This is a genomic window from Piscicoccus intestinalis NBRC 104926 (assembly GCF_001515525.1).
Taxonomy (GTDB): domain Bacteria; phylum Actinomycetota; class Actinomycetes; order Actinomycetales; family Dermatophilaceae; genus Kineosphaera; species Kineosphaera intestinalis.
Genome location: NZ_BCNQ01000005.1, coordinates 1 through 17,941, shown reverse-complemented (window position 1 = coordinate 17,941; position 17,941 = coordinate 1). Strand labels below are relative to the sequence as shown.

Annotated in this window: 16 protein-coding genes; 8 read left to right on the top strand and 8 right to left on the bottom strand. The window is 71.6% G+C overall.

The features are described from left to right. The first annotated feature begins 43 nt into the window (after nt 1-43). A complete protein-coding gene (locus PINTE_RS02025) occupies nt 44-1,336 on the top strand; it encodes an MFS transporter (protein WP_084343109.1) in 1,293 nt (430 codons plus the stop codon). On the opposite strand, the gene PINTE_RS02020 is transcribed toward PINTE_RS02025, so the two are convergent. Further along, on the bottom strand, nt 1,315-3,228 hold the full coding sequence (locus PINTE_RS02020) for a hypothetical protein (RefSeq protein ID WP_068425531.1): 1,914 nt from the start codon (nt 3,226-3,228) through the stop codon (nt 1,315-1,317). The two genes, PINTE_RS02025 and PINTE_RS02020, sit on opposite strands and share 22 nt — an antisense overlap. Before the next feature lie 3 nt (nt 3,229-3,231). After that, nucleotides 3,232-4,179: a hypothetical protein gene (locus PINTE_RS02015; RefSeq protein ID WP_157087032.1), complete on the bottom strand. Its 948-nt coding sequence runs from the start codon at nt 4,177-4,179 to the stop codon at nt 3,232-3,234. A 1,916-nt stretch (nt 4,180-6,095) separates the two neighbouring features. Here PINTE_RS02015 and PINTE_RS23640 point away from each other — a divergent pair. The 4 genes from PINTE_RS23640 (at nt 6,096) to PINTE_RS01980 (ending at nt 10,074) form a co-directional block, all read left to right on the top strand. Continuing rightward, nucleotides 6,096-6,878 (top strand): hypothetical protein, encoded by a 783-nt coding sequence (locus PINTE_RS23640; RefSeq protein ID WP_174523979.1) that lies wholly within the window; start codon nt 6,096-6,098, stop codon nt 6,876-6,878. A 1,037-nt stretch (nt 6,879-7,915) separates the two neighbouring features. Further along, nucleotides 7,916-8,638, top strand: coding sequence for a CpaE-like family protein (locus PINTE_RS01990; protein ID WP_157087031.1), 723 nt, complete (start codon nt 7,916-7,918; stop codon nt 8,636-8,638). Further along, nucleotides 8,635-9,225, top strand: coding sequence for an ATPase, T2SS/T4P/T4SS family (locus PINTE_RS01985; RefSeq protein WP_084343107.1), 591 nt, complete (start codon nt 8,635-8,637; stop codon nt 9,223-9,225). The genes PINTE_RS01990 and PINTE_RS01985 overlap by 4 nt, the downstream gene beginning before the upstream one ends. A gap of 54 nt (nt 9,226-9,279) precedes the next feature. Further along, entirely contained in the window at nt 9,280-10,074 is a 795-nt protein-coding gene (locus PINTE_RS01980) for a hypothetical protein (RefSeq protein ID WP_157087030.1), read from the top strand. On the opposite strand, the gene PINTE_RS01975 is transcribed toward PINTE_RS01980, so the two are convergent. From PINTE_RS01975 to PINTE_RS01955, 5 genes are all read right to left on the bottom strand, one after another. Continuing rightward, nucleotides 10,067-11,647, bottom strand: coding sequence for an N-6 DNA methylase (locus PINTE_RS01975; RefSeq protein ID WP_169798434.1), 1,581 nt, complete (start codon nt 11,645-11,647; stop codon nt 10,067-10,069). The genes PINTE_RS01980 and PINTE_RS01975 overlap by 8 nt on opposite strands. 215 nt (nt 11,648-11,862) lie before the next feature. Further along, the gene (locus PINTE_RS01970; protein WP_068425502.1) at nt 11,863-12,504 is read right to left on the bottom strand and encodes a hypothetical protein; all 642 of its coding nucleotides are present in this window, start codon (nt 12,502-12,504) and stop codon (nt 11,863-11,865) included. Further along, nucleotides 12,495-12,890, bottom strand: a complete 396-nt coding sequence (locus PINTE_RS01965) for a hypothetical protein (protein ID WP_068425501.1) — start codon at nt 12,888-12,890, stop codon at nt 12,495-12,497. Before PINTE_RS01965 ends, PINTE_RS01970 begins: the two co-directional genes overlap by 10 nt. Before the next feature lie 82 nt (nt 12,891-12,972). Further along, nucleotides 12,973-14,061: a hypothetical protein gene (locus tag PINTE_RS01960; RefSeq protein ID WP_068425500.1), complete on the bottom strand. Its 1,089-nt coding sequence runs from the start codon at nt 14,059-14,061 to the stop codon at nt 12,973-12,975. 260 nt (nt 14,062-14,321) lie between these two features. Next, nucleotides 14,322-15,029 carry a recombinase family protein gene (locus PINTE_RS01955; RefSeq protein WP_084343106.1) on the bottom strand — a complete coding sequence of 236 codons (708 nt, stop codon included), beginning with the start codon at nt 15,027-15,029 and terminating at the stop codon, nt 14,322-14,324. Nucleotides 15,030-15,276: 247 nt separating this feature from the next. Between PINTE_RS01955 and PINTE_RS01950 the strand changes: the two genes are divergently transcribed. Genes PINTE_RS01950 through PINTE_RS01940 form a run of 3 tightly spaced genes read left to right on the top strand, consistent with a single transcriptional unit; the run spans nt 15,277 to nt 16,414 of the window. Next, nucleotides 15,277-15,495, top strand: a complete 219-nt coding sequence (locus PINTE_RS01950; RefSeq protein ID WP_084343104.1) for a DUF4244 domain-containing protein — start codon at nt 15,277-15,279, stop codon at nt 15,493-15,495. A gap of 29 nt (nt 15,496-15,524) precedes the next feature. Further along, entirely contained in the window at nt 15,525-15,851 is a 327-nt protein-coding gene (locus tag PINTE_RS01945) for a TadE family type IV pilus minor pilin (RefSeq protein WP_068425494.1), read from the top strand. After that, the gene (locus PINTE_RS01940) at nt 15,848-16,414 is read left to right on the top strand and encodes an Rv3654c family TadE-like protein (protein ID WP_084343103.1); all 567 of its coding nucleotides are present in this window, start codon (nt 15,848-15,850) and stop codon (nt 16,412-16,414) included. Before PINTE_RS01945 ends, PINTE_RS01940 begins: the two co-directional genes overlap by 4 nt. A 125-nt stretch (nt 16,415-16,539) precedes the next feature. Here the strand turns inward: PINTE_RS01940 and PINTE_RS01935 are convergent. Further along, nucleotides 16,540-17,941, bottom strand: a 1,402-nt coding sequence (locus PINTE_RS01935; RefSeq protein ID WP_157087028.1) for a DEAD/DEAH box helicase, incomplete at its 5' end; no start/stop codon positions are given.

Sequence of the window (17,941 nt, the reverse complement as noted above, 5' to 3'; positions counted from 1 at the left end):
CGGGGCGTGCGCGGCGCGCCGGAGGGGCGATACTGACACGGCCATGAGCAGCCAGACCGCCGCCGCGAGCGCGCGCCCACCGATTCCGCGCGAGATCCGCGTCCTCATCGCGTCCGCGTTCGTCATCGCGATCGGCTTCGGCCTCGTCGCGCCGGTGCTGCCGCAGTACGCCGCGAGCTTCGACGTGGGAGTCGCGGCGGCGTCGATCATCGTCAGCGCGTTCGCCTTCATGCGGCTCGTGTTCGCGCCCGCCGGGGGCGTGCTCATCACGCGGCTGGGGGAGCGGCCCGTCTACCTCGCCGGGCTGCTCATCGTCGCCGCCTCCACCGGGGCGTGCGCCGTGGCCGGCGGCTACTGGCAGCTGTTGATCTTCCGCGGGCTCGGCGGCGTCGGATCGACGATGTTCACCGTCTCCGCGATGGGGCTCATCGTGCGGTTGGCGCCGCCGACCATCCGGGGGCGGGTGTCGTCGGCGTACGCGGGCGCGTTCCTCATCGGCGGCATCGCCGGACCCATCCTCGGGAGCCTGACCGCGGGCTTCGGGTACCGCGTGCCGTTCGTCATCTACGCGGTGGCGCTCGTCATCGCGGCGGGCGTGGTCGCGGTCTTCCTGAAGGGTGCGGCGCTGCGGCCACCGCCGGGGAGCACTCCGCCTCCGGCGTTGTCGGTCACCGAGGCCCTGCGCGACAGCGCCTACCGGGCAGCGCTCGTCGGGGGATTCGCCAACGGGTGGGCGAACTTCGGGGTGCGTGTGGCGCTCGTGCCGCTGTTCGCGGCCTCCTCCGCCGGGCTGGGCGCGGCGTGGGCGGGGTTCGCGCTGACGATCTTCGCGGTGGGTAATGCGCTGGCGCTGCAGGTCTCCGGGCGGCTCGTCGACGCGCACGGCCGGCGTCGACTGGTGATCCTCGGGCTCCTCGTGAGCGCCGTCGGCACCGTCTCCTTCGGGATGGCGCACTCGCCGGTGCCGTTCCTGCTGCTTTCGCTGCTGGCCGGAGCCGGTGCCGGCATCGTCAACCCGGCCCAGCAGGCCGCCGTCGCCGACGTCGTCGGACAGGGGCGTTCGGGGGGCAAGGTGCTCGCGACGTTCCAGATGGCCACCGACGGCGGGGCGATCCTCGGCCCGGTCCTCACCGGCTGGGTCGCCGACGCCGTCGGCTTCCCGGCCGCGTTCGCGGTGACCGCGGCCGTGCTGCTCATCGGCGCGCTGGCGTGGGTGCCGGCGCGCGAGACGATGCCGACCCTGCAGGCCGTGGCGGAGACGGGCCCGACCGGCCCGGATAGCCCGGGAACGCCCGGAGCGCTGGGAGACCCGGATCAGGCGGGCGGCAGCAGGTAGAGGCGGTCCTGGTCGTCGACGCGAGCTCGCACGGCGGCACCCGCGTCGGTGACGATCTCCGGGATCGTCACATCGGCGCCGATCTGCGCGCGGTCCACCTTCGGGCCGGCCTGCACGGAGTCGCCGTCGACGGTGCCGTAGGCGCGGTCCTGCGTGATCCACGTCGTGGTCCACGCGCCGAGGTCGGTGACGCTGCCCGCCTCCAGGTCGATCAGCGTGCGACCGAGCACGCCCCACGTGCCGGCGGGTGACGGCCACCAGGGCTGCCCGGCGCCGTCGGTGGCCACCGCCTTGCCGCGAAAGCTCACCCGCATCGTCGGGCCCTCGGCGGCGTCGGTGTAGACGACGACGTGCTGGTCGCCGTTGCGGTCGGCCGGGTAGAGCGTGACGACGGAGTCGCCGAGGTAGCCGATCACCGTCGGGTTGGTGTTCGGGGCCTCGTCGTCGGGTGCGGCCCGTTCCCATGCGGTCGGCTTGGTCGCAGCGGCCCCGGCGGTCAGGCGAAACCATCCGGCGCCGGAGCCGGCGGTCACGCGGCCGGTGTTGTCGGCGGCCAGGGCGTACGCCCCGGCGGGCACGGCGACCTGGGCGAGCTTGTCGCCGGAGAGCACTGCCACCGTGCGTTCGTCGATGCCGACCAGCGGCGATTCGCCGAGGTAGGTCGTGCGGGCCCCCTGCGGCAGCGCGAGCGTGCGCCGGTCGGAGCCGTCGTCGGCTTGCCACCAGATGAGCGTGTCGCCGAGCTGTGCGGCGACGACGCCCGTGCCGCCGATCGTGGTGAACGCCAGGCCGCCCCGCAGGTCGCCCTTGGGCAGTTGGGCCCGCCAGCGTGGGGAGCCGGTGAGGGCGTCGACGACTTCGAGGCGGTGGTCCGCAGTGACGTAGGCGACCGCGTCGTCGACGGCGAGGATCCGGCCGCCGCCCTCTTCCAGGGTCGGGGAGACCCACCGGGGGGTCGTGCTCCAGCCGGGGGCGACCGAGCCCGGGAAGGCGGTGGCCTGTGCGGTGCCGCTCGCGCTGCCCGCGTGCAGGCTGTCCGGCTCGAGGATCGCGGTGACGATCGCGGCGATCGCACCCACGATGAGCAGGGCCGCGATGACGACGGCCACAACCGCCGGACGGGTGCGTCGCTGGCCGGGCGGGGGCGGGCCCGCCTCGGGCTCGCGACCGGGGGACTCGTCGTTGTCGGCCTCGGAGGTGACGGGGCGCAGATCACGCGCGGCCCGCACGAGCCCGGCCAACCGGTCCGCGGACAGTTGCTTGGGCGGGGTGGCGATGAGTCCGTCGGGTGGCGGACGTCGGCCCCACCGGCGTCGGCGCCGTTTCACGTCGCGACGGCGTACCGGTCCCGCGGGTGCGGCGCCCGACGCGGCGCCCGCGGTCGACCCGGTCTGCTCCTGCGGGTCGGCTCGATCGTCGAGGAACGTGCGACTCCAACCGCGCGGCCCCTGAGCGGCGGACTCGCCGTGGGTGTCGCCGAGCGCCGCGTCGGGTGGCGCGTCGGGTGGCGCGGAAGGGCCGGGGGAGCGCAGATCGGGGCCGAACGGCAGGGGCGTCGCGGGCGGAGCCGGTTCGGGCTCGGGCTCGTCGGCGGCCGCACCGATCGGCACGTACAGCCGGGCGTCCCGATCGACCGCGATGTCGTAGTCGCGAAATCCGCTGCCGTTGATGCGGGCCCGAACCCCGGCCGGTCGGCGTCCGGAGGGCTGCAGCGCGGGCAGGTCGTCGACGATCGTCGCGACCGTGCGCACCGCGGCCGCCCGGGCCGACTCCCCGAAGCGGCGTCTGACGGGCTGCCCGTCGACGGTCGCCCGCTCCTCGCCGGTGGCATCGAGCGCGAGGTCGATGGCCACGATCGGTTCGTCGGGGAGACTGTAGGGGTCGAACGCCATGGATCAGCCCGAGAACAGCGTTCGGTAAACGGCGGGGCCCGCCCCGGTGAAATCGTCCGGGGCGGTGAATGCCTCATATGCAAGCTGCTTGCGGACCTGGGCGCGCACCAGCCAATCATGCATGTTCTGGATGTACGGCGCGTTTGTGTGTGACGTCGCCGAGCCCGGGAACAGGCCCCAGCGAGCCAGGGCGATCTGGCGGCCGTTGCGCGCCGCGAAATCGGCCCACCAGTTCAGGCCGTAACGGCCGTTGATCGTGCGGCCCCAGTCGTTGCCGGTGTCGACGGCGTCGACCCCGACGATCATGACGACATCGGCGCCCGGCCACGACAGCAGCGGATCCTGACCGGGCTGGATGCCCCGCGGAACGCTCCACTGGGTCTGCATGCGCGGTTGGCTGCTGCGCAGCGACTGCACGACCCGGCGGTAGCAGGCGGCGTACTCGGCGGGGTTCTTCGCCGCGAGATCGGCGGTGTCGGGTCGCAGGTCGATGATCGCGTCGCCGAGACCGTTCGCCTCGACGGCTTGGGCGAACTGCCGCCAGTACCCGTGGTAGCGGCCCTTGGCGCAGGACGTCAGGCTGCCGCCGGCGTCCGGCAGCACCGGCACCTCGAGCACCTTGCGCCCGGGCACCCGGCTCAAGACGCCCAGGGCGGACGTCGGGCGGGCGATGTCCTCCCACGTGCGCGCGAGGAGGCGGGCCGCCACCACATCGAACGGCCGGCCCCGGTCGGTCGCCAATTGTTGTGCGCGGCGGAGGGAATCGGCGTTGGGCTCGTTCAGGTGGGTGCCGCTGCGCCAGGTTGGTGCGGAGTGCCGCGAGGACAGGTCCGGGTATGAGCGCTGCGTGGGGGCGCCAGGCCCGGACGGCGTGGGCAGCCGGGGCGTGACCTGCGGCGCGGCGGGGTGATGAGGACCGGCGACCTGCGGCCCGCCCGTGGCCGCGAGCACCGGGGCGACCCCGTGGCCGGTGCGTCCGGCGGTGTCCGCCGTCGACGGCGCCAGCCACCGGCCCCGCGGGGCGATCGGCGCAGACGTGCTCGTCGGGGTGCTGACAGGGGTGCTCGCCGGCTCAGGGGTGGTCGAGTGAGCCGGCGCGGGTGCGGGTGACACAGAGTTCTGTGGCGTGGGCGCCGGGCCGGCCGGGTGATGCTCGCTGTACGAAGGAAGTGACGACGGCAGGCCCGGGACAGGCCACGACCATGAGGGCGAGGCCGGCTTCGGCGGAGTGGACCTCGGCGCCGGGGTCGCCGCGACGGCCGGCGGCTCGGCCTCCTTCACCTCGTCTCGGGTGGTCGACGGCGTCGGCTCAGGTGCGCGGGTCGGCGTCTGCTCAGGTGCGCGGGTCTCGTTGGGCGTGGACGGTCTCGTGCGTGCCGTGGACGATGGCGCCGACGACGGCGCCGGTGCCGAGGACGGCGCCGGTGCCGACTCCTGCCGGCTGGGAGCGCTGAGCCGGTCGACCGCGTCCCTGGCCGCGCTGACCTGAGCCTCGACCGCGGTCTCGACCGGCGAGCGGTACTTCTGCGTGGCGGGCTCCGCGCGCTCCTCGGTTGCGCGCGTCGTGCTGCGGACGAGCTTCTTCGCCTGACCGGGTGGCAGGTCGGGCTCGTGGTCGGAGGTACGGTCGAGCTTCTTCGCCTGACCGGGTGGCAGGTCGGGCTCGTGGTCGGAGGTGCGGTCCAGCTTCTTCGCCTGACCCGGCGGCAGGTCGCGCACAGTTTCGTCGGCTTCGTCGGCGCGGTCGGCCTTCTTCGCTTGGCCGGGCGGCAGGTCGGACCCGGTTTCGGAGGTGCGGTCGAACTTCTTCGCTTGGCCAGGTGGGAGGAGGAGGTCGAGCTTGGGGTCGGCGGTGCGGTCGAGCTTCTTCGCCTGACCGGGTGGCAGGTCGCGCTTTCGGCGTCGCGTTCGAGCTTCTTCGCCTGGCCGGGTGGGAGGTCGGTGAGGACGGGCGTGCCGCCGAGGGCCTTCGTGGCCTGGCCGACAAGAGCATCAGCCGCGCCGGCCGCGGGACCGATCACGTCAGCGTCCACTTCCACCCAACGCGTGCCGGCCCCACCGAATCGCAGCTCGTCGACATCTTGAGCGGGTGGCGAGCCCGCTCCGCGCACGGGGCCGACGGTCGCGGCGGCGTTCTCGCCAGGTCGCGCCGCCTGCGCCTCGGCCAGTTCCGCGGGCCGGACGACGATGGGGCCGGCATCGCGACGATCTTCGCCCGATGCGTCCCACGACTGCCGTTCAGAGGACTCGGCTCCGCGTCCGTCCGCGACGTCAGCCCCTGATTCCGCGACACGCTTCCACGACCCCTCGCCGGACAGATCCGTCGCAGGGCGAAGGTCGTCGATGCCCTTGCCCGGCGCCGCCAGCGGAGACCAAGCGTTTTGTGCAAGAGCCACATTCGAATCACCCTCGGGCGAGTTCGTCGTCAGGTGCGGCTCGTCCTGAGGGTACTCGCGTGGAGCGACATCGCCGTGGCTGTCGCGGTCGTACGGTGTGCCTGCCTCAGAGCGGTGATCGCTGTCGGCGCCCTCGGCAGACACTCCCGGCTCAGTTGACTCGGCGCGTGAGTCGCTGGCGGAGCCGGCGTCGGTCGCAGTCTCGTGGTGGGTGACGGACCGCGCGGGCTGGTCGTCACCGCCCGCCGAGGGCGTCGATTCTGCCCAGGGCTGTTCCGGAGCCTGAGGTGAAGACTCAGAACGACTCCCGGCCTCAGCCTCCGGCCGGGCATCGGACTCGGGTTCGTCACCAGCCGCCTCGGCGGATTCGGGCGCGTGTTCGGGCTCGGGTGCGTGCTGGTCTTCCGGCTGGGAGTCGCTCTGCTGTTCGGGTCGCGTCTCGGTCGGTGCGTCGGGCTTCTGCTCGTGCTCGTGGTCTGTCTCGGCGAGTTCGGGCGCCTTGTCGGCTGCGTGCTCGGGCTCGGGTGCGTGCTGGTCTTCCGGCTGGGAGTCGCTCTGATGCTCGGGTCGCGCCTCGGTCGGTGTGTCGGGTTTCTGCTCGCGCTCGTGGTCTGCTTCGGAGGCCTCGTCGGCTACGTGCTCGGCCTCGCGCGCCTGCTCGGGCTCGGCTGTCCGCTCGGGCTCGGGTTCGGCTGTCTGCTCGGATTCGGCTGCGCGCTCCGGCTCGTGCTCGGGTTCGGCTGCCTGCTCGACCTCGGCTGCGTGATCGGATGCCTGCCCGGCCTCGGCTGCGTGTTCGGACTTGGCCGCCCGCTCGGTCTCGGGCGCGTGCTCCTCCGGGGCCTGGGTTTCGGGCTTCGCCGAGGCGCCCGACTCGCCCGTCTCATGGGTCGACTGCGCGGGGGCATCGACGACGGCCTCATCCGGGAGATCGGTCTCCGCACCGTCGGCCGCATAGGCCGCGGCCGGAACGGCCGACAGCGCCATGAAGATCGCGGCACCGAGCACCCGGGCGGGAGTTTTCGACCGGTGGCCGGGCAGGGCTCGATGGTGGGGCCGGCGGGTGGCGTCAGTGGGCACGAAGAGCTCCTGGAGGGGCAGGTGGAGCGTGGCAACGCGTCACGTTACTCAGGTGCACCGACTCGTGACGCGCGTTATCCACAGCTCCTCGGAGGCTGCCACGAGTCCACTGAGCCTCCAACCGAATCACTCCGAAGGCGTTCTTGGTCACACTCCGGAATGTCCGCCTGGTGAGCGGTTCTGCTCTCACGGGATGATTCACACACCAGTGTGGGTGGTTTGTGGCAAGGGGCGCCCCGCCCCGCATCGACCGGCGGGACACGCGGCCGGACCGACTCCGAGCGATGGATTTCTTGCTTCCGCTTCCCAAAGCCCCAGGTCGGGAGCATAATCATGAGCAAGGACGGCGGTTAGCCGCCGCCGGTCGTGAACGATACCGGCACCCACTCGCGGTCGGTCCACTGATGGACAGGTCCGCGGGGCCAGGTGCCCCCGGACGGCTCAGATTGCACGCTTGGTAACCGGTGGAGTCCACGACCCGAGGGCACCTCGCAACGAGGTGCCCTCGCTCTGCGTCACGGCTGCCGACGCTTGCGGTGGCGCCACCTGGTCGGTCGAGGTAATGCCCTCGGTCGTCCTGACCGACTGGGCCGTCGGCGCCGTGCGCGCCACCAGAGCCAGCTGGGCCATGAGGCCGGAATCGAGTCAGGGCGACCAGAGTCCTCGGCGGCTTGCCAGCGGTGGGTCTGGGCCCGCCTCGCTGCACAGCAGCGCCATTCGGTGCACATCGTGCGGTCACCTCAAAGCGTTACACCATGCTCCGCTAGTTTTGCGCAAACTGTGTGTCACAGCGCTGCAGATGTGAAGTCGACTGGTCGTCAGTCGTCGCGTTGGAAGTTCACAAAGTCGCAGATCAGCGGTTTCTCACCGACTGGTCCAGACGTCCGTGAGGCGCCGAAAAGGCGTTGCGTATCCTGGTCGCCGGATGCCATCACAGCCGTTTGCTTATCGGGCGTCCGACCTACACAATGATGTCAGCGCTCCCTACGGGTTGAGCGCGGCGCACCAGCTCCTCCCCCCCGGGGCTTGGCGCGTTGGTGGCCCCCGCTGTCCCCCCAGCGGGGGCCACCCGTATGTCTGCCCCTTTTTCGAGCCAGGAGCGAACCGCTCGTGCCGAAATCATCCACAGGCGCGCGGACGGGGTGGTGTTTATCCACAGGTCGCGCTCTGCCCCCTCGCCTCCGGCCGTGTCGGTGCCGCACCGTGACCTCATGACTCGAGCTCGGATCATCGGCGTGAGCGGCGCCTCGGGTGGCGTTGGTGCCTCCTGCCTCGTGGCCGCACTGGGGGTGCGCGCCCGGCAACGGGGCGCCGTCTGCGCGCTCGTCGATCTGCGAAGGCACGGCGGTGGACTCGACGTGGTCTTGGGGGTCGATCACGAGCCGGGGCTGCGCTGGCCCGATCTGGCTCGAGCGCGTGGACGCCTCGACATCCCAGACATCCTGCCGAGGCTGCCGCGCGGAGCCGGGGTGCCCGCGGTCTCCTTCGAGCGCACGTCCGCCGCCGCGCCCGATGCTCACGCGATCCGGGCGGTGATCGACAACCTGGCCTTCTACTGCGACCTCATCGTCGTCGACCTGCCGGAGCTGTCAGCGCCGGAGTTCGGGGTGGCTGCCGCCCTGCTGCACGAGGGGCTCATCGTGTGCGGTTTCGGGCCGACCCAGCTGGCGGCTGCCGGAGTCCACGCCAGGGCGCTCGAGGCGAGCGGCGTCGCCTGGTCCATCGTGCAGCGGGTGGCTCGTGGTTCCCCGGAGGATCTGCCGGCACTTGTGTGTGATGCCCTCGGGCTGCGGGTGGTCGCCGTGCTGTCCGACGACGACCGAGTCACCGCGGATCTCAGACGGGGACGGGTGCCGGGCGGTCGAGGCGCGCTCGCCGAGGCCGCCGACCAGGTCCTCGAGTCGATCCGGGTGCCGCTGGGGAGGGCAGCATGAACCAATCCGTGCTGTGGGAGCACATCCGGGCAGGGCACGCGCCCACTCCTCGACGCGTCGACGACGTCGTGGCCCGATCCGCCCTGACGCTGGGCCGCGGGGGAGTCGAGGACGCCACCACCGAACTCGGCGACGCGGTGCTCGGGGCCGGTCCGTTGGAGCCGCTGCTGCTCGACGAGGCGGTCACCGACGTGCTCGTCAACGGCACCGACGGCGTGTGGGTCGACCGCGGCGCGGGTCTCGAGCCGGTCGCCTGCGACCTGGGAGACGCCCAGGCGGTTCGCCGGCTCGCGGTGCGGCTGGCGGGTCTGGCCAGGCGGCGCCTCGACGAGGCGAGCCCGTTCGTCGACGGACTCCTGCCGTCCGGTGTGCGGCTGCACGCGATGCTGCCGCCGCTCGTCGACGGCGCCGCCCACATCAGCCTGCGGGTTCCGCGGCGACGCATCAGCACCCTGGAACACCTTCAGCGCAGCGGATCGATGCCGCCCGACTGGATGCCGGTGCTCGACGCGATCGTTCGCGGCCGGCACTCCTTCGTCATCTCGGGTGGAACGTCGCCGCGAGTGGAACAGGTAATGCTGTTGTGAGACGGTTGCGGCGTTCGGTGGACCGTATCGGCGCAGGCTCGATACGGTCCCACAGTGACTGACGATGACCAGTTGGAGTTCGAGGATGGAGACGTGGCCGAGGCCACCGAGTCCACGCCGACAGCCGTCGCGGCAGCACCGATCAGCGCTCCTACCCTGGAGGACGTCCTTCGCGACATGAAGGCGAAGTACGACGCTGACCCGATCGGCGCCGTACGCAGTCAGGGCTTCATCAAGATGCTCCACCGCTACATCGCGGACGACTTGCGCGGGCGCCTCACCGACGAGGCTCGGAAGCAGGGCGTGGAGGTCAAGGAGGAGGCGAAGCTCTTCGGTTCACACAAGCCGAAGGACGCCGACGTTGCAGTCATCCACCCCGACAACGGCGTGCTGATGAGCATCGGCGTACGGAGCCAGATGAGCTCGGTCGGGCAGAACGTGCTGGAGTACTACCAAGGGATCATCGGCGAGTGCATCAGCCTCCAGGATCGCTTCCCTATGGCGGTCTACGGCTACGTGTACCTGCACCCGGTCCTCAGCAAGAAGTCGGCCAAGCGGAAGGGTCAGAAGGTCATCGTCGACGAGCACCCCGACCACCCGCGCTACGCCCGGATGTACAGCGCGATCGCCGGTCGCGATGGCACGCAGTACAAGGACATCCGAGGCATCTACGACCAGTTCGCCTACATGGTGGTCGACTTCGACACGACACCGCTGCCGGAGATCAAGGACGGCCTCGTGCAAGGCGCCGTCCCCCTCGATGAGCGGGACATGCAGATCAGCACGTTCGTTGACCGGCTCGTGGAGACGTTCAAGAAGCGCAACATCTGGCTCGACTACTTCAGCTGAGCGGCTTCGCCACCCGCCACGCTTCGAGCACGGCGATGCCCTCACGCAGCAGCTCGACCGCGTCGGCGCCGTACTTCCGCGCCAGTGCCTCGTCGCCTGCCGCGTACGCCCCTCGGAGGTCTCCAGCGCGGAGAGCCTTGGCCACTGTGGGCAGGAGCTTCTTCGGGACGGTCCTCGGCTTGGGCACTCGCACGTTGCCAGCCTCGTTGGGCACGAGGACCAGCACGCCTCCTCCGAGCGAGTGGACTTCCAGCTCGGCGTTCAGCAGCGTGAGCGACGTGTACCAACTCGCGGCGAAGGAGTCCGCGTCGCCCTGCTGGAGGTAGCCGCACAGCAGGCTGTTCGTCGCGACGTACTCGCCGTCATTGACCATCAGGACCGGCAGCGACGAGAACACCGACAGCACCAAGTCGGGGACCTTCACGCCGGGTACCCGGTACCACGGATCGCGCACGCGGCACTTGTACGCCTTGTGCACGCCCAGCCGTCTCCCGCGCCGCTCGTATGCCTCCTCGGCCTCCGTAAGCTCGTCGCCGGGCAGCCACAGCGTGGCGGTGGCCGACTCGTCCAGCCGAGATGTGTAGAGGCCCCTACCGCGCATGCCGCGCGCGTTGGTGAGCGCAGGGCGCAAGCTCGTTTCGGGGAGGTCGTGCTCCGGCCCAGGGTGGAAGAAGTGCTTGTCGCCGGTGACGTAGCCGATGTTGAACGTAACCAGCTCGCGCGCAGGCACGGTCCATGAGCGGGTGGACGCCAGTAGCTCAGCGACGCCTGAGGGCAGCAGCGCCTCTTGGAAGGCGCGGTCGCCGGCGACGATCCGGTTGATCGCTACGGCGGACGTCGTCTCGGGTGTGCCCGCGATCAGGTCCTCGACGGTGCTGTGAGCCTCGAACGCGACCGTGTCGGTGGTGCGCCCCTTGCCGTCCGCGAACAGCAGGAGCACGTCTTGGCCGATCTCCGGGAACAGGCGCTCGCGCACCCGTACCACGCGGAGGGCGCCGAACGTGTCCGCGAGGTAGCGCCACAGCGGACGGGCGTACTTCACGTACGTCATGTCCCACGGCAGCACCAGGGCCATGCGACCGTCCGGCCCGAGGAAGCGCGCCGTGCGGGAAACGAACGGCATCCACACGCTGCCACTCGTCAACATCGGCGCGCCAAGGTCGGCGCCCGACGCCCGGAGAGCGGTCTCGGCCTGCTCTGCTGGGAGCGCCCGAAGGCGAACGTACGGCGGGTTTCCGATCGCGGCTTGCACCGGACGGATGGGCGCTCGTAGAAAGTCGCCAACGGCGAGCTCGTCCGGGGCGACCAACCCGCATGTCACAGCCTCAGCAGCCGTGCGCGGGTTCAGCTCGGCGGCGATGAAGCGCGGCTGTTGCCACCGACGAGCTGCCGCCACGTCGCGCGCGGCGGCGATGAAGGAGCCGTCGCCGATGCTGGGTTCCAATAGGACGTCACCCTCGGTGCGCATTGCCCACGAGGCCATGTAGTGGGCTGCGTCCTTCGGCGTATAGAAGGCGCCGTACGCCTTCCGCTCCATGAGGAGCATCGCCTCCGACACGCGGACCTCCGTCACCTGGCAACCCTCCCTCATCTTGAGCCAAAAACGACCCGTCTCAACGACGACAGGCCGGCCAAGAGCAACTTTCGCAGGTGGGTCCGACAACGCGCTATGGGCGTCTCAAGACTCGAGACGGCGCGCCTGTGCTATAGGCCCGCGCCCGGCGAGAAGGGAACTCGAACCAGTCCAACGCCGGGCGCGGGAGCTCTATGTGCGGCGACGGCGCCGGCTCACCACAGGTCCGCCTTCTGGAGCGCCGCAAGGTCCGCCGCGACGCGCTTGGGCATCTTGGCGGACGCCTGCGGACGGTCGACGTTGCGGGCCTCGATCGCGTCGGGCGCCCTGTCCTCGGCGGGCTCCTCGACCAGCTCGGCGTCAACAACGTCGCCGTCATCACCGCCGACGAGCTCGGCCCAAGCCGCGCGCCGCTTGGCAAGCTCGGCGTCGGAGACCTCGCCCGTGGAGGGCAGCGCCAGCGCGCCCGGCGTGCCGAGTAGGTCGCGGAACAGAGTCTCGACCGGGTCCAGCTCGGCCACGCCGACGAGGAGCTTGTTCGTCGCACCGAGCCCGCCACGGTCCAGCAAGTCGTGGAGGATCTTCACCTTCTCGCGGTTCTCCACGCTCGGGTCGTCCAGCATGGCCTGTAGCCGCTTGACGGCATCCTCGACCGATCCCTGAATCCGCCGGGCGGCAGCCGCCTGCACCTGCGGGAGGTTCGCGCCGTGCTTGAAGCAGACCGTTGCGCCGGGATGGGCCTCCATCGCGCACTGCTGGCCGGTCGTCTTCAACAGCTCCTTGCATCGCACGACCTCCGGGTGGGCCGCGTACCACTCGTCTCCGTGGCTCTTGCGTCGCGCCACGATCAGCTCCACACCAGAGCGCGGAAGGAGCCGTCCAGCTGGTCGCGGCATCGCTCGCAGACGTGAAGCTCCACCACCGTGGCGCCTGCCGGGACGCGGAGGGTGTGGCGGCACGACACGTCGCGGTCGCACCGGTCGCACGGCGCCTCGTCCACGTCGCGCAGCGTCCAGTTGGTGCGGTTGAGCCCAACGAGCAGCGGGCGAACCTGCGAGAAGTGGGCGCCGGCCCGCCGGTGCAGAGCCTTGCCGGTCGGCGCGTCGGTCGGCTTGTCGAGAGCCGCGAGAACGGCCATCTCGACGCCGATGTCCTCGGTGGCCTGCTCGTTGTGCGGCCACAGGATCGCGCCGGTCTCCACGGCGCCGAGGATCGTGTCAGTCGTGAGGTTGTTGCTGGTCATGGTTGACCTCCTGAGCCTGCCCTTGCTGCCCTTGACCGGTCCGGCGAGAGAAGGGCAGCAACCCTCGCCGGACCGGGGTTCATCAGGCGTACTTCGCCGGCGTGGCGTAGACCGCGTTCGCGGTGATCTGCATGACCGCGCCCGCGCCACGGCGCCGCGTGCCCACGCCGAAGCCGCGCAGGTAGTACGAGTTGATGAGCGGGTAGTCGGCGCTGCCGCCACCGACCTGGATCAAGCCCTGAAGGCTCGGCACGGCCTCCTCGCGGAAGCCCAGCGGGTTGCGCTCGCTGTTCGGGCCACCGGTCGCCAGCGCGACCATGTAGCCAGCCGGGATGCCACGGTCCTCGACCACCCACGCGTCGCCGTAGGCGACCTTGACCGTGAGCCCGTTGAACTCGCCCGGAGGACGGGCGCCCTCGATGGTCTCGGCGGTGATGAACGCGGGCGCGTCCGTGGAGGGGATCGCGTCGTGCTTCGCGCCGCCGGCGCGGGTGAAGCTCGCGATGACGTCCGCCTGCTCGGGGTTGACGAGGACGATGATCCGGTCGCCGTTCTCGCGCAGCCCGAAGCCCTGCGACTCGACCGCACCGACCAGCTCGTCCACGTCGGCGCTGGTGAGGTTGGCCGCGCCGGAGGTCCGGTAGTGGGTGTAGTTGGCCGCGAAGGTCTCACCCCACTGGTTGGCGGGCGGCTGGCCGTCCACGCCGTTCCAGAAGCCGTAGACCGACGTGCCGTCCTCGTTCTGCCACGTGGTCGGGTTGAACACCCGCCGCATGACCTTGTCGAAGATGAGCTTGTTGTCGGCCTCCAGCGCGGACGCGTGCACGCTCGCGACCTGCGCCGAGCTGGCGCGGGAGAGGAACTGCCAGGTGAAGCGCGTGGCCTTGTCGTACCACTTGTGCGGGTAGCCGACCTTGACGGTGTCGGCGGTGGGCCGGATGCCGGTCGGGACGCCGTACTCGCTGGCCTCGTCGAAGTCGTCGCCGGTGAGGGCCTGCGGGACCAGCTCGGTGGCGAGCGTGGTGCGGAAGGTGAACAGGTCCGCCAGCGCGCTGCGGCGCTGGTTGCGGATGGCGATGGTCTGCTGGAACTCGGCCCAGACCTCGTTGAGGTCCTGCCCGTCCGTAGTCGTCTTCACGACGTCGGCCATCGAGTTGTAGCCGCGTGCCATTGGTGCTCCTAGGTGGGTGTCTCGGATGGGTTGTCGCGAGCTCTGCTCGCTACTTCCTCGGTTCCCGCCCACCTGGGCCACGCTGCTGGGCCAGCTGGCCCTACGAGTCGAAGCATGTCGCTTCGACTTGTGCCCAAGCAACGCTTACGCGCCCAAAACGCCAATCGCCCCACCGCCAGTGAGGGGACGGTGGGGCGAGCGGTGCTCGCGAAAGCGAGGCAACGAGTCGAACGATGGAGCCCCGACCCGAGCCGAGCAACCTAGGAGGCGCGAGAGCGCACGCCGGCGCGGCGGATCGCGCCGAGCACGTGGCTGTGGTCCCAGTGGAAGACCGTGGTGCGAGCGGCCTTCTCGCCCTTCCGGGCGGTGCCAGTGGTCGGGCGCGGCACCCGCTCGTCGGTCAGCAGGCGGGCAATCGCGCTGGCGCTCATGCCCTCGGCAGCCAGCGCGGCGATGCGGTCCTCAACCTCAACAGGGATGAGGCTCTTGCGCCCGGTGTGCTTCCCCTCCTTGCGGAGCTGGGCGAGGGCGAGCTTGGTCCGCTTGGCGGTGAGACGCCGCTCGAAGTCACCGAACAGGGCGAACTGGGCGAAGGCGAACCAGCCCTCGGGCGTGGTGGTGTCGAACGCCTGCTCCACGCTGTAGACGTTCCACCCGTCGCCACCCTCGGCGACCGGGTCCACGAGCTTCAGCAGGCGCCAGCCCTTCCGGTACAGGCGGTCCACGTGCCGCACCACGACCACGTCGGCCTCGCCGCTGGTCACCGCCTCGGTTACCTCGATGAAGCCGGGACGCTCGCTGTCGTTGCCTGACAGGGCGAAGTCCTCAACGATCCGCAGAAGCTCCCAGCCCTTGGCCTCGCACGCCGCGCGGATGGTGTCGGCCTGCTGCCGCAAGCTCAGCCGCTGCTGGTCCTCGGTGGCGCCTCGGTCTGCCTTGCTGATCCGCACGTAGCCCACTGCCCGCATGTCCGTCCTCCTGTTCGGTCCGGGAGCAACCGCCCGCTGACGGCCTCGGCCCCTCGGCCGGGGTCGTCAACCGGCTCCCCATCGGGCTCTCGACTCGACCCCCAGTCCGGCCGCAGCGTGCGTTTATCCACAGGCGTGTTCGGGGGGTGTCGGTCGTCCACAGCCCGCGGTCGCGGGCTGCGCGCCGACATCGACGACGACCGCACGATGGCGGCGCAAGCACACCAACCCTTCGGAAGGACACGACATGTCTGTCACCCTCGTGCGACGCACCCGGACCTCCACCGCCGCCCTCGTGCGTCGCCTGCGACTCTCGGCCGAGGCGGGCATGACCACCGCCGAGTACGCCGTCGGTACCCTCGCCGCCTGCGCGTTCGCGGCGGTTCTCATGGCGGTCATCAAGTCCGGAATGGTCAAGCACCTCATCGAGGCGCTGTTCAAGACCGCGCTGGCCGTGATCAAGTGAGCGTTCGCCGAGCCCGGGACGACCAGGGCATGGTGACCGCAGAGTTCGCGGCGGCCATGCCCGCGGTCGCGCTGATTCTCGCCCTGGCCTGCTCGGTGCTCGGCTTCGTCGTCGACGAGATCCGCTGCCTCGATGCGGCCCGGGCCGCCGCCCGGTCCGCATCGAGGGGCGACTCCGTCCGCGAGACCCGCCAGGTCGCGCGGCGGCTGGCTCCGCCCGACGCCGCGGTCACGATCTCCGGGCGCGACGTCGTCACGGTCGTCGTCCGCGCCCCCGCGCGACGACTCGGTGGCTGGATGCCGACCGGGCCGGACGCGCAGGCCAGCGCGGTTCTGCCGCGGGAGCGTCCCCGATGAGCCGCCGACGCCCGCGCGGCGCGCCTCGGCCCCGCGAGGCACCCGAGACCGCCAGGCGTTCGCCGGCTCTGGACGGCGAACCCGTTCCCGAGCCTCGTGCCGATCTCGCCACGCGGCCGGCCAGGTGGAGCGGCGAGACCGGTAGCGGCTCGATGTTGGCGCTGGCGATCATCGGCGCCACCTTGGCGCTCATGACGGCCGCTTTCCTCCTGGGCGTGACGATCACGGCGACCCACCGGGCGCGGGCCGCCGCCGACCTGGCGTCGCTCGCCGGCGCGGCCAGGCTCCTGCGCGGCGCGGACGAGGTGACCGCCTGCTCGGTCGCGCGACGCGTCGGTGCCGAGAACGGAGCCCGCGTCCGGGCCTGCGAGGCCACCGGTGCGGCGAGCGAGACCGGCGCGGGCGAGCGCGGGGCGCAGCGGGCGCTGGGGTCACCCGGCTCGGTCCGCGTGGAGGCGGTGGTGCGCCTGCCCGCGCCGCTGACCCGGCTCGGCCCGGCCCGGTCGAGCGCGGTGGCGGGTTCCGCGGACCTGCAGAAGGCCGCACCGCGGGGCCGACGATGACCGCGCCGGGACCTGACCACAGCCTGCGCCCGGATAACGCACAGTTCAGTGTGTGGATGTCGGGGGTGGTCGCGCGAGCGGCGCAGGCCGCCGAGTCGCTCGCGCGGGCGGCCGTGGTGCTCGTCCTAGCTGGCCCGACGGTCTCTATCTGCGGGGTCCTGCGCCCCATCCTCCTGCGACGTGGGCGCCGGGCACTCGGTGAGCAGCAGGTCGAGCAGCCGCACGGCCCCGGCCTTGTCCAGGGGCTCGTTGCCGTTGCCGCACTTGGGCGACTGCACGCAGGCCGGGCAGCCTCGCTCGCAGGGGCAGGAGGCGACGGTCTCGCGGGTGCTGCGCAGCCAGGCGTGCCGCCGCCCGAAGCCGCGCTCGGCGATGCCGGCCCCACCGGCGTGCCCGTCGTAGATGAGCACCGTCGGCAACCCCGTGTCGGGGTGGCAGGCGGTGGAGACCCCGCCGATGTCCCACCGGTCGGCGGTCGCCAGCAGCGGCAGCAGCCCGATCGCCGCGTGCTCGGCGGCGTGCGCCGCCCCCGGGATGTCGTCCGCGGAGATCCCGGCGGCCGCGAGCGCCTCCGGTGTGACCGTCCACCAGGTGGCGCGAGTCGGCAGCCGCCGCTGTGGCAGGTCGAGAGGGTGCTCGCCGATGACGTCGCCCGCCGGGGTGCGCCGCAGGAACGAGGTCACCTGCTCGCGCACGATCACGTGGCCGTGGCTGACGCTGATCGGGCCGGCGCGGTGTTCGTCGATCACCCCGACGATGTCGAAGGAGCTCACCGAGCGGGCCTGGGTGCGCCAACCCGGGTCGCCCGCCACGACGAGGGCGGTCCCCGACTCCAGGTCGAGCTCGGTGACGACGTAGGTGCGCTGCTGATGCACGTAGACCGCTCCGGTGTGCACGACCGCGTCGGCGCGAGGCACATCGACGGTGCCGAGCACCCTGCCGCTGCGGCTCTCCACGATCGCGACGCTGGAGCCGCTCCCGCGCAGGCTGGTCAGGCCGCAGGCCCGGTCCTGCCGGGTCCAGTACCAGCCGTCGCGTCGGCGACGCAGCAGGCCGCGTCGCTCGAGTTCGGCCGCCAGTTCCAGCGTGCCCGGCCCGAAGACGCTCTCGTCTGCCGCGGTCAGCGGCACCTCGGTGGCGGCCGCCGCCAGGTGCGGGAGCAGCACGTAGGGATTGGCCGGGTCGAGTCCGCACGCCTCGACAGGTTCCGCGAGCACCGCGTCGGGGTGCGCGACGAGATAGTGGTCGAGCGGGTCGTCGGAGGCCAGCAGCACCGCCAGGCTGTCGCGGCCCCTGCGCCCCGCCCGGCCGGCCCGCTGCCACAGGGCCGAACGAGTGCCGGGCCACCCCGCCATGACCACCGCGTCCAGCCCGCTGATGTCGATGCCCAGTTCGAGCGCGCTCGTCGCGGCCAGCCCTCGCAACCGCCCGTCGCGCAGGCGTTCCTCGAGGTCGCGGCGCTCCTCCGGCAGGTAACCGCCGCGGTAGGCCGCGACCGCGTCGGCCAACTCGCCCCCGCCGGTGCCG

Excerpts from the sequence above, each read along its gene's own strand:
- PINTE_RS01945 (WP_068425494.1), top strand. The coding sequence starts at position 15,525 with ATGGTGACCGCAGAGTTCGCGGCGGCCATGCCCGCGGTCGCGCTGATT.
- PINTE_RS01985 (WP_084343107.1), top strand. The coding sequence starts at position 8,635 with ATGAACCAATCCGTGCTGTGGGAGCACATCCGGGCAGGGCACGCGCCC.
- PINTE_RS01965 (WP_068425501.1), bottom strand. The coding sequence starts at position 12,890 with ATGACCAGCAACAACCTCACGACTGACACGATCCTCGGCGCCGTGGAG.
- PINTE_RS02020 (WP_068425531.1), bottom strand. The coding sequence starts at position 3,228 with ATGGCGTTCGACCCCTACAGTCTCCCCGACGAACCGATCGTGGCCATC.
- PINTE_RS01990 (WP_157087031.1), top strand. The coding sequence starts at position 7,916 with ATGACTCGAGCTCGGATCATCGGCGTGAGCGGCGCCTCGGGTGGCGTT.
- PINTE_RS01955 (WP_084343106.1), bottom strand. The coding sequence starts at position 15,029 with ATGCGGGCAGTGGGCTACGTGCGGATCAGCAAGGCAGACCGAGGCGCC.
- PINTE_RS02025 (WP_084343109.1), top strand. The coding sequence starts at position 44 with ATGAGCAGCCAGACCGCCGCCGCGAGCGCGCGCCCACCGATTCCGCGC.
- PINTE_RS01960 (WP_068425500.1), bottom strand. The coding sequence starts at position 14,061 with ATGGCACGCGGCTACAACTCGATGGCCGACGTCGTGAAGACGACTACG.
- PINTE_RS01950 (WP_084343104.1), top strand. The coding sequence starts at position 15,277 with ATGTCTGTCACCCTCGTGCGACGCACCCGGACCTCCACCGCCGCCCTC.
- PINTE_RS01940 (WP_084343103.1), top strand. The coding sequence starts at position 15,848 with ATGAGCCGCCGACGCCCGCGCGGCGCGCCTCGGCCCCGCGAGGCACCC.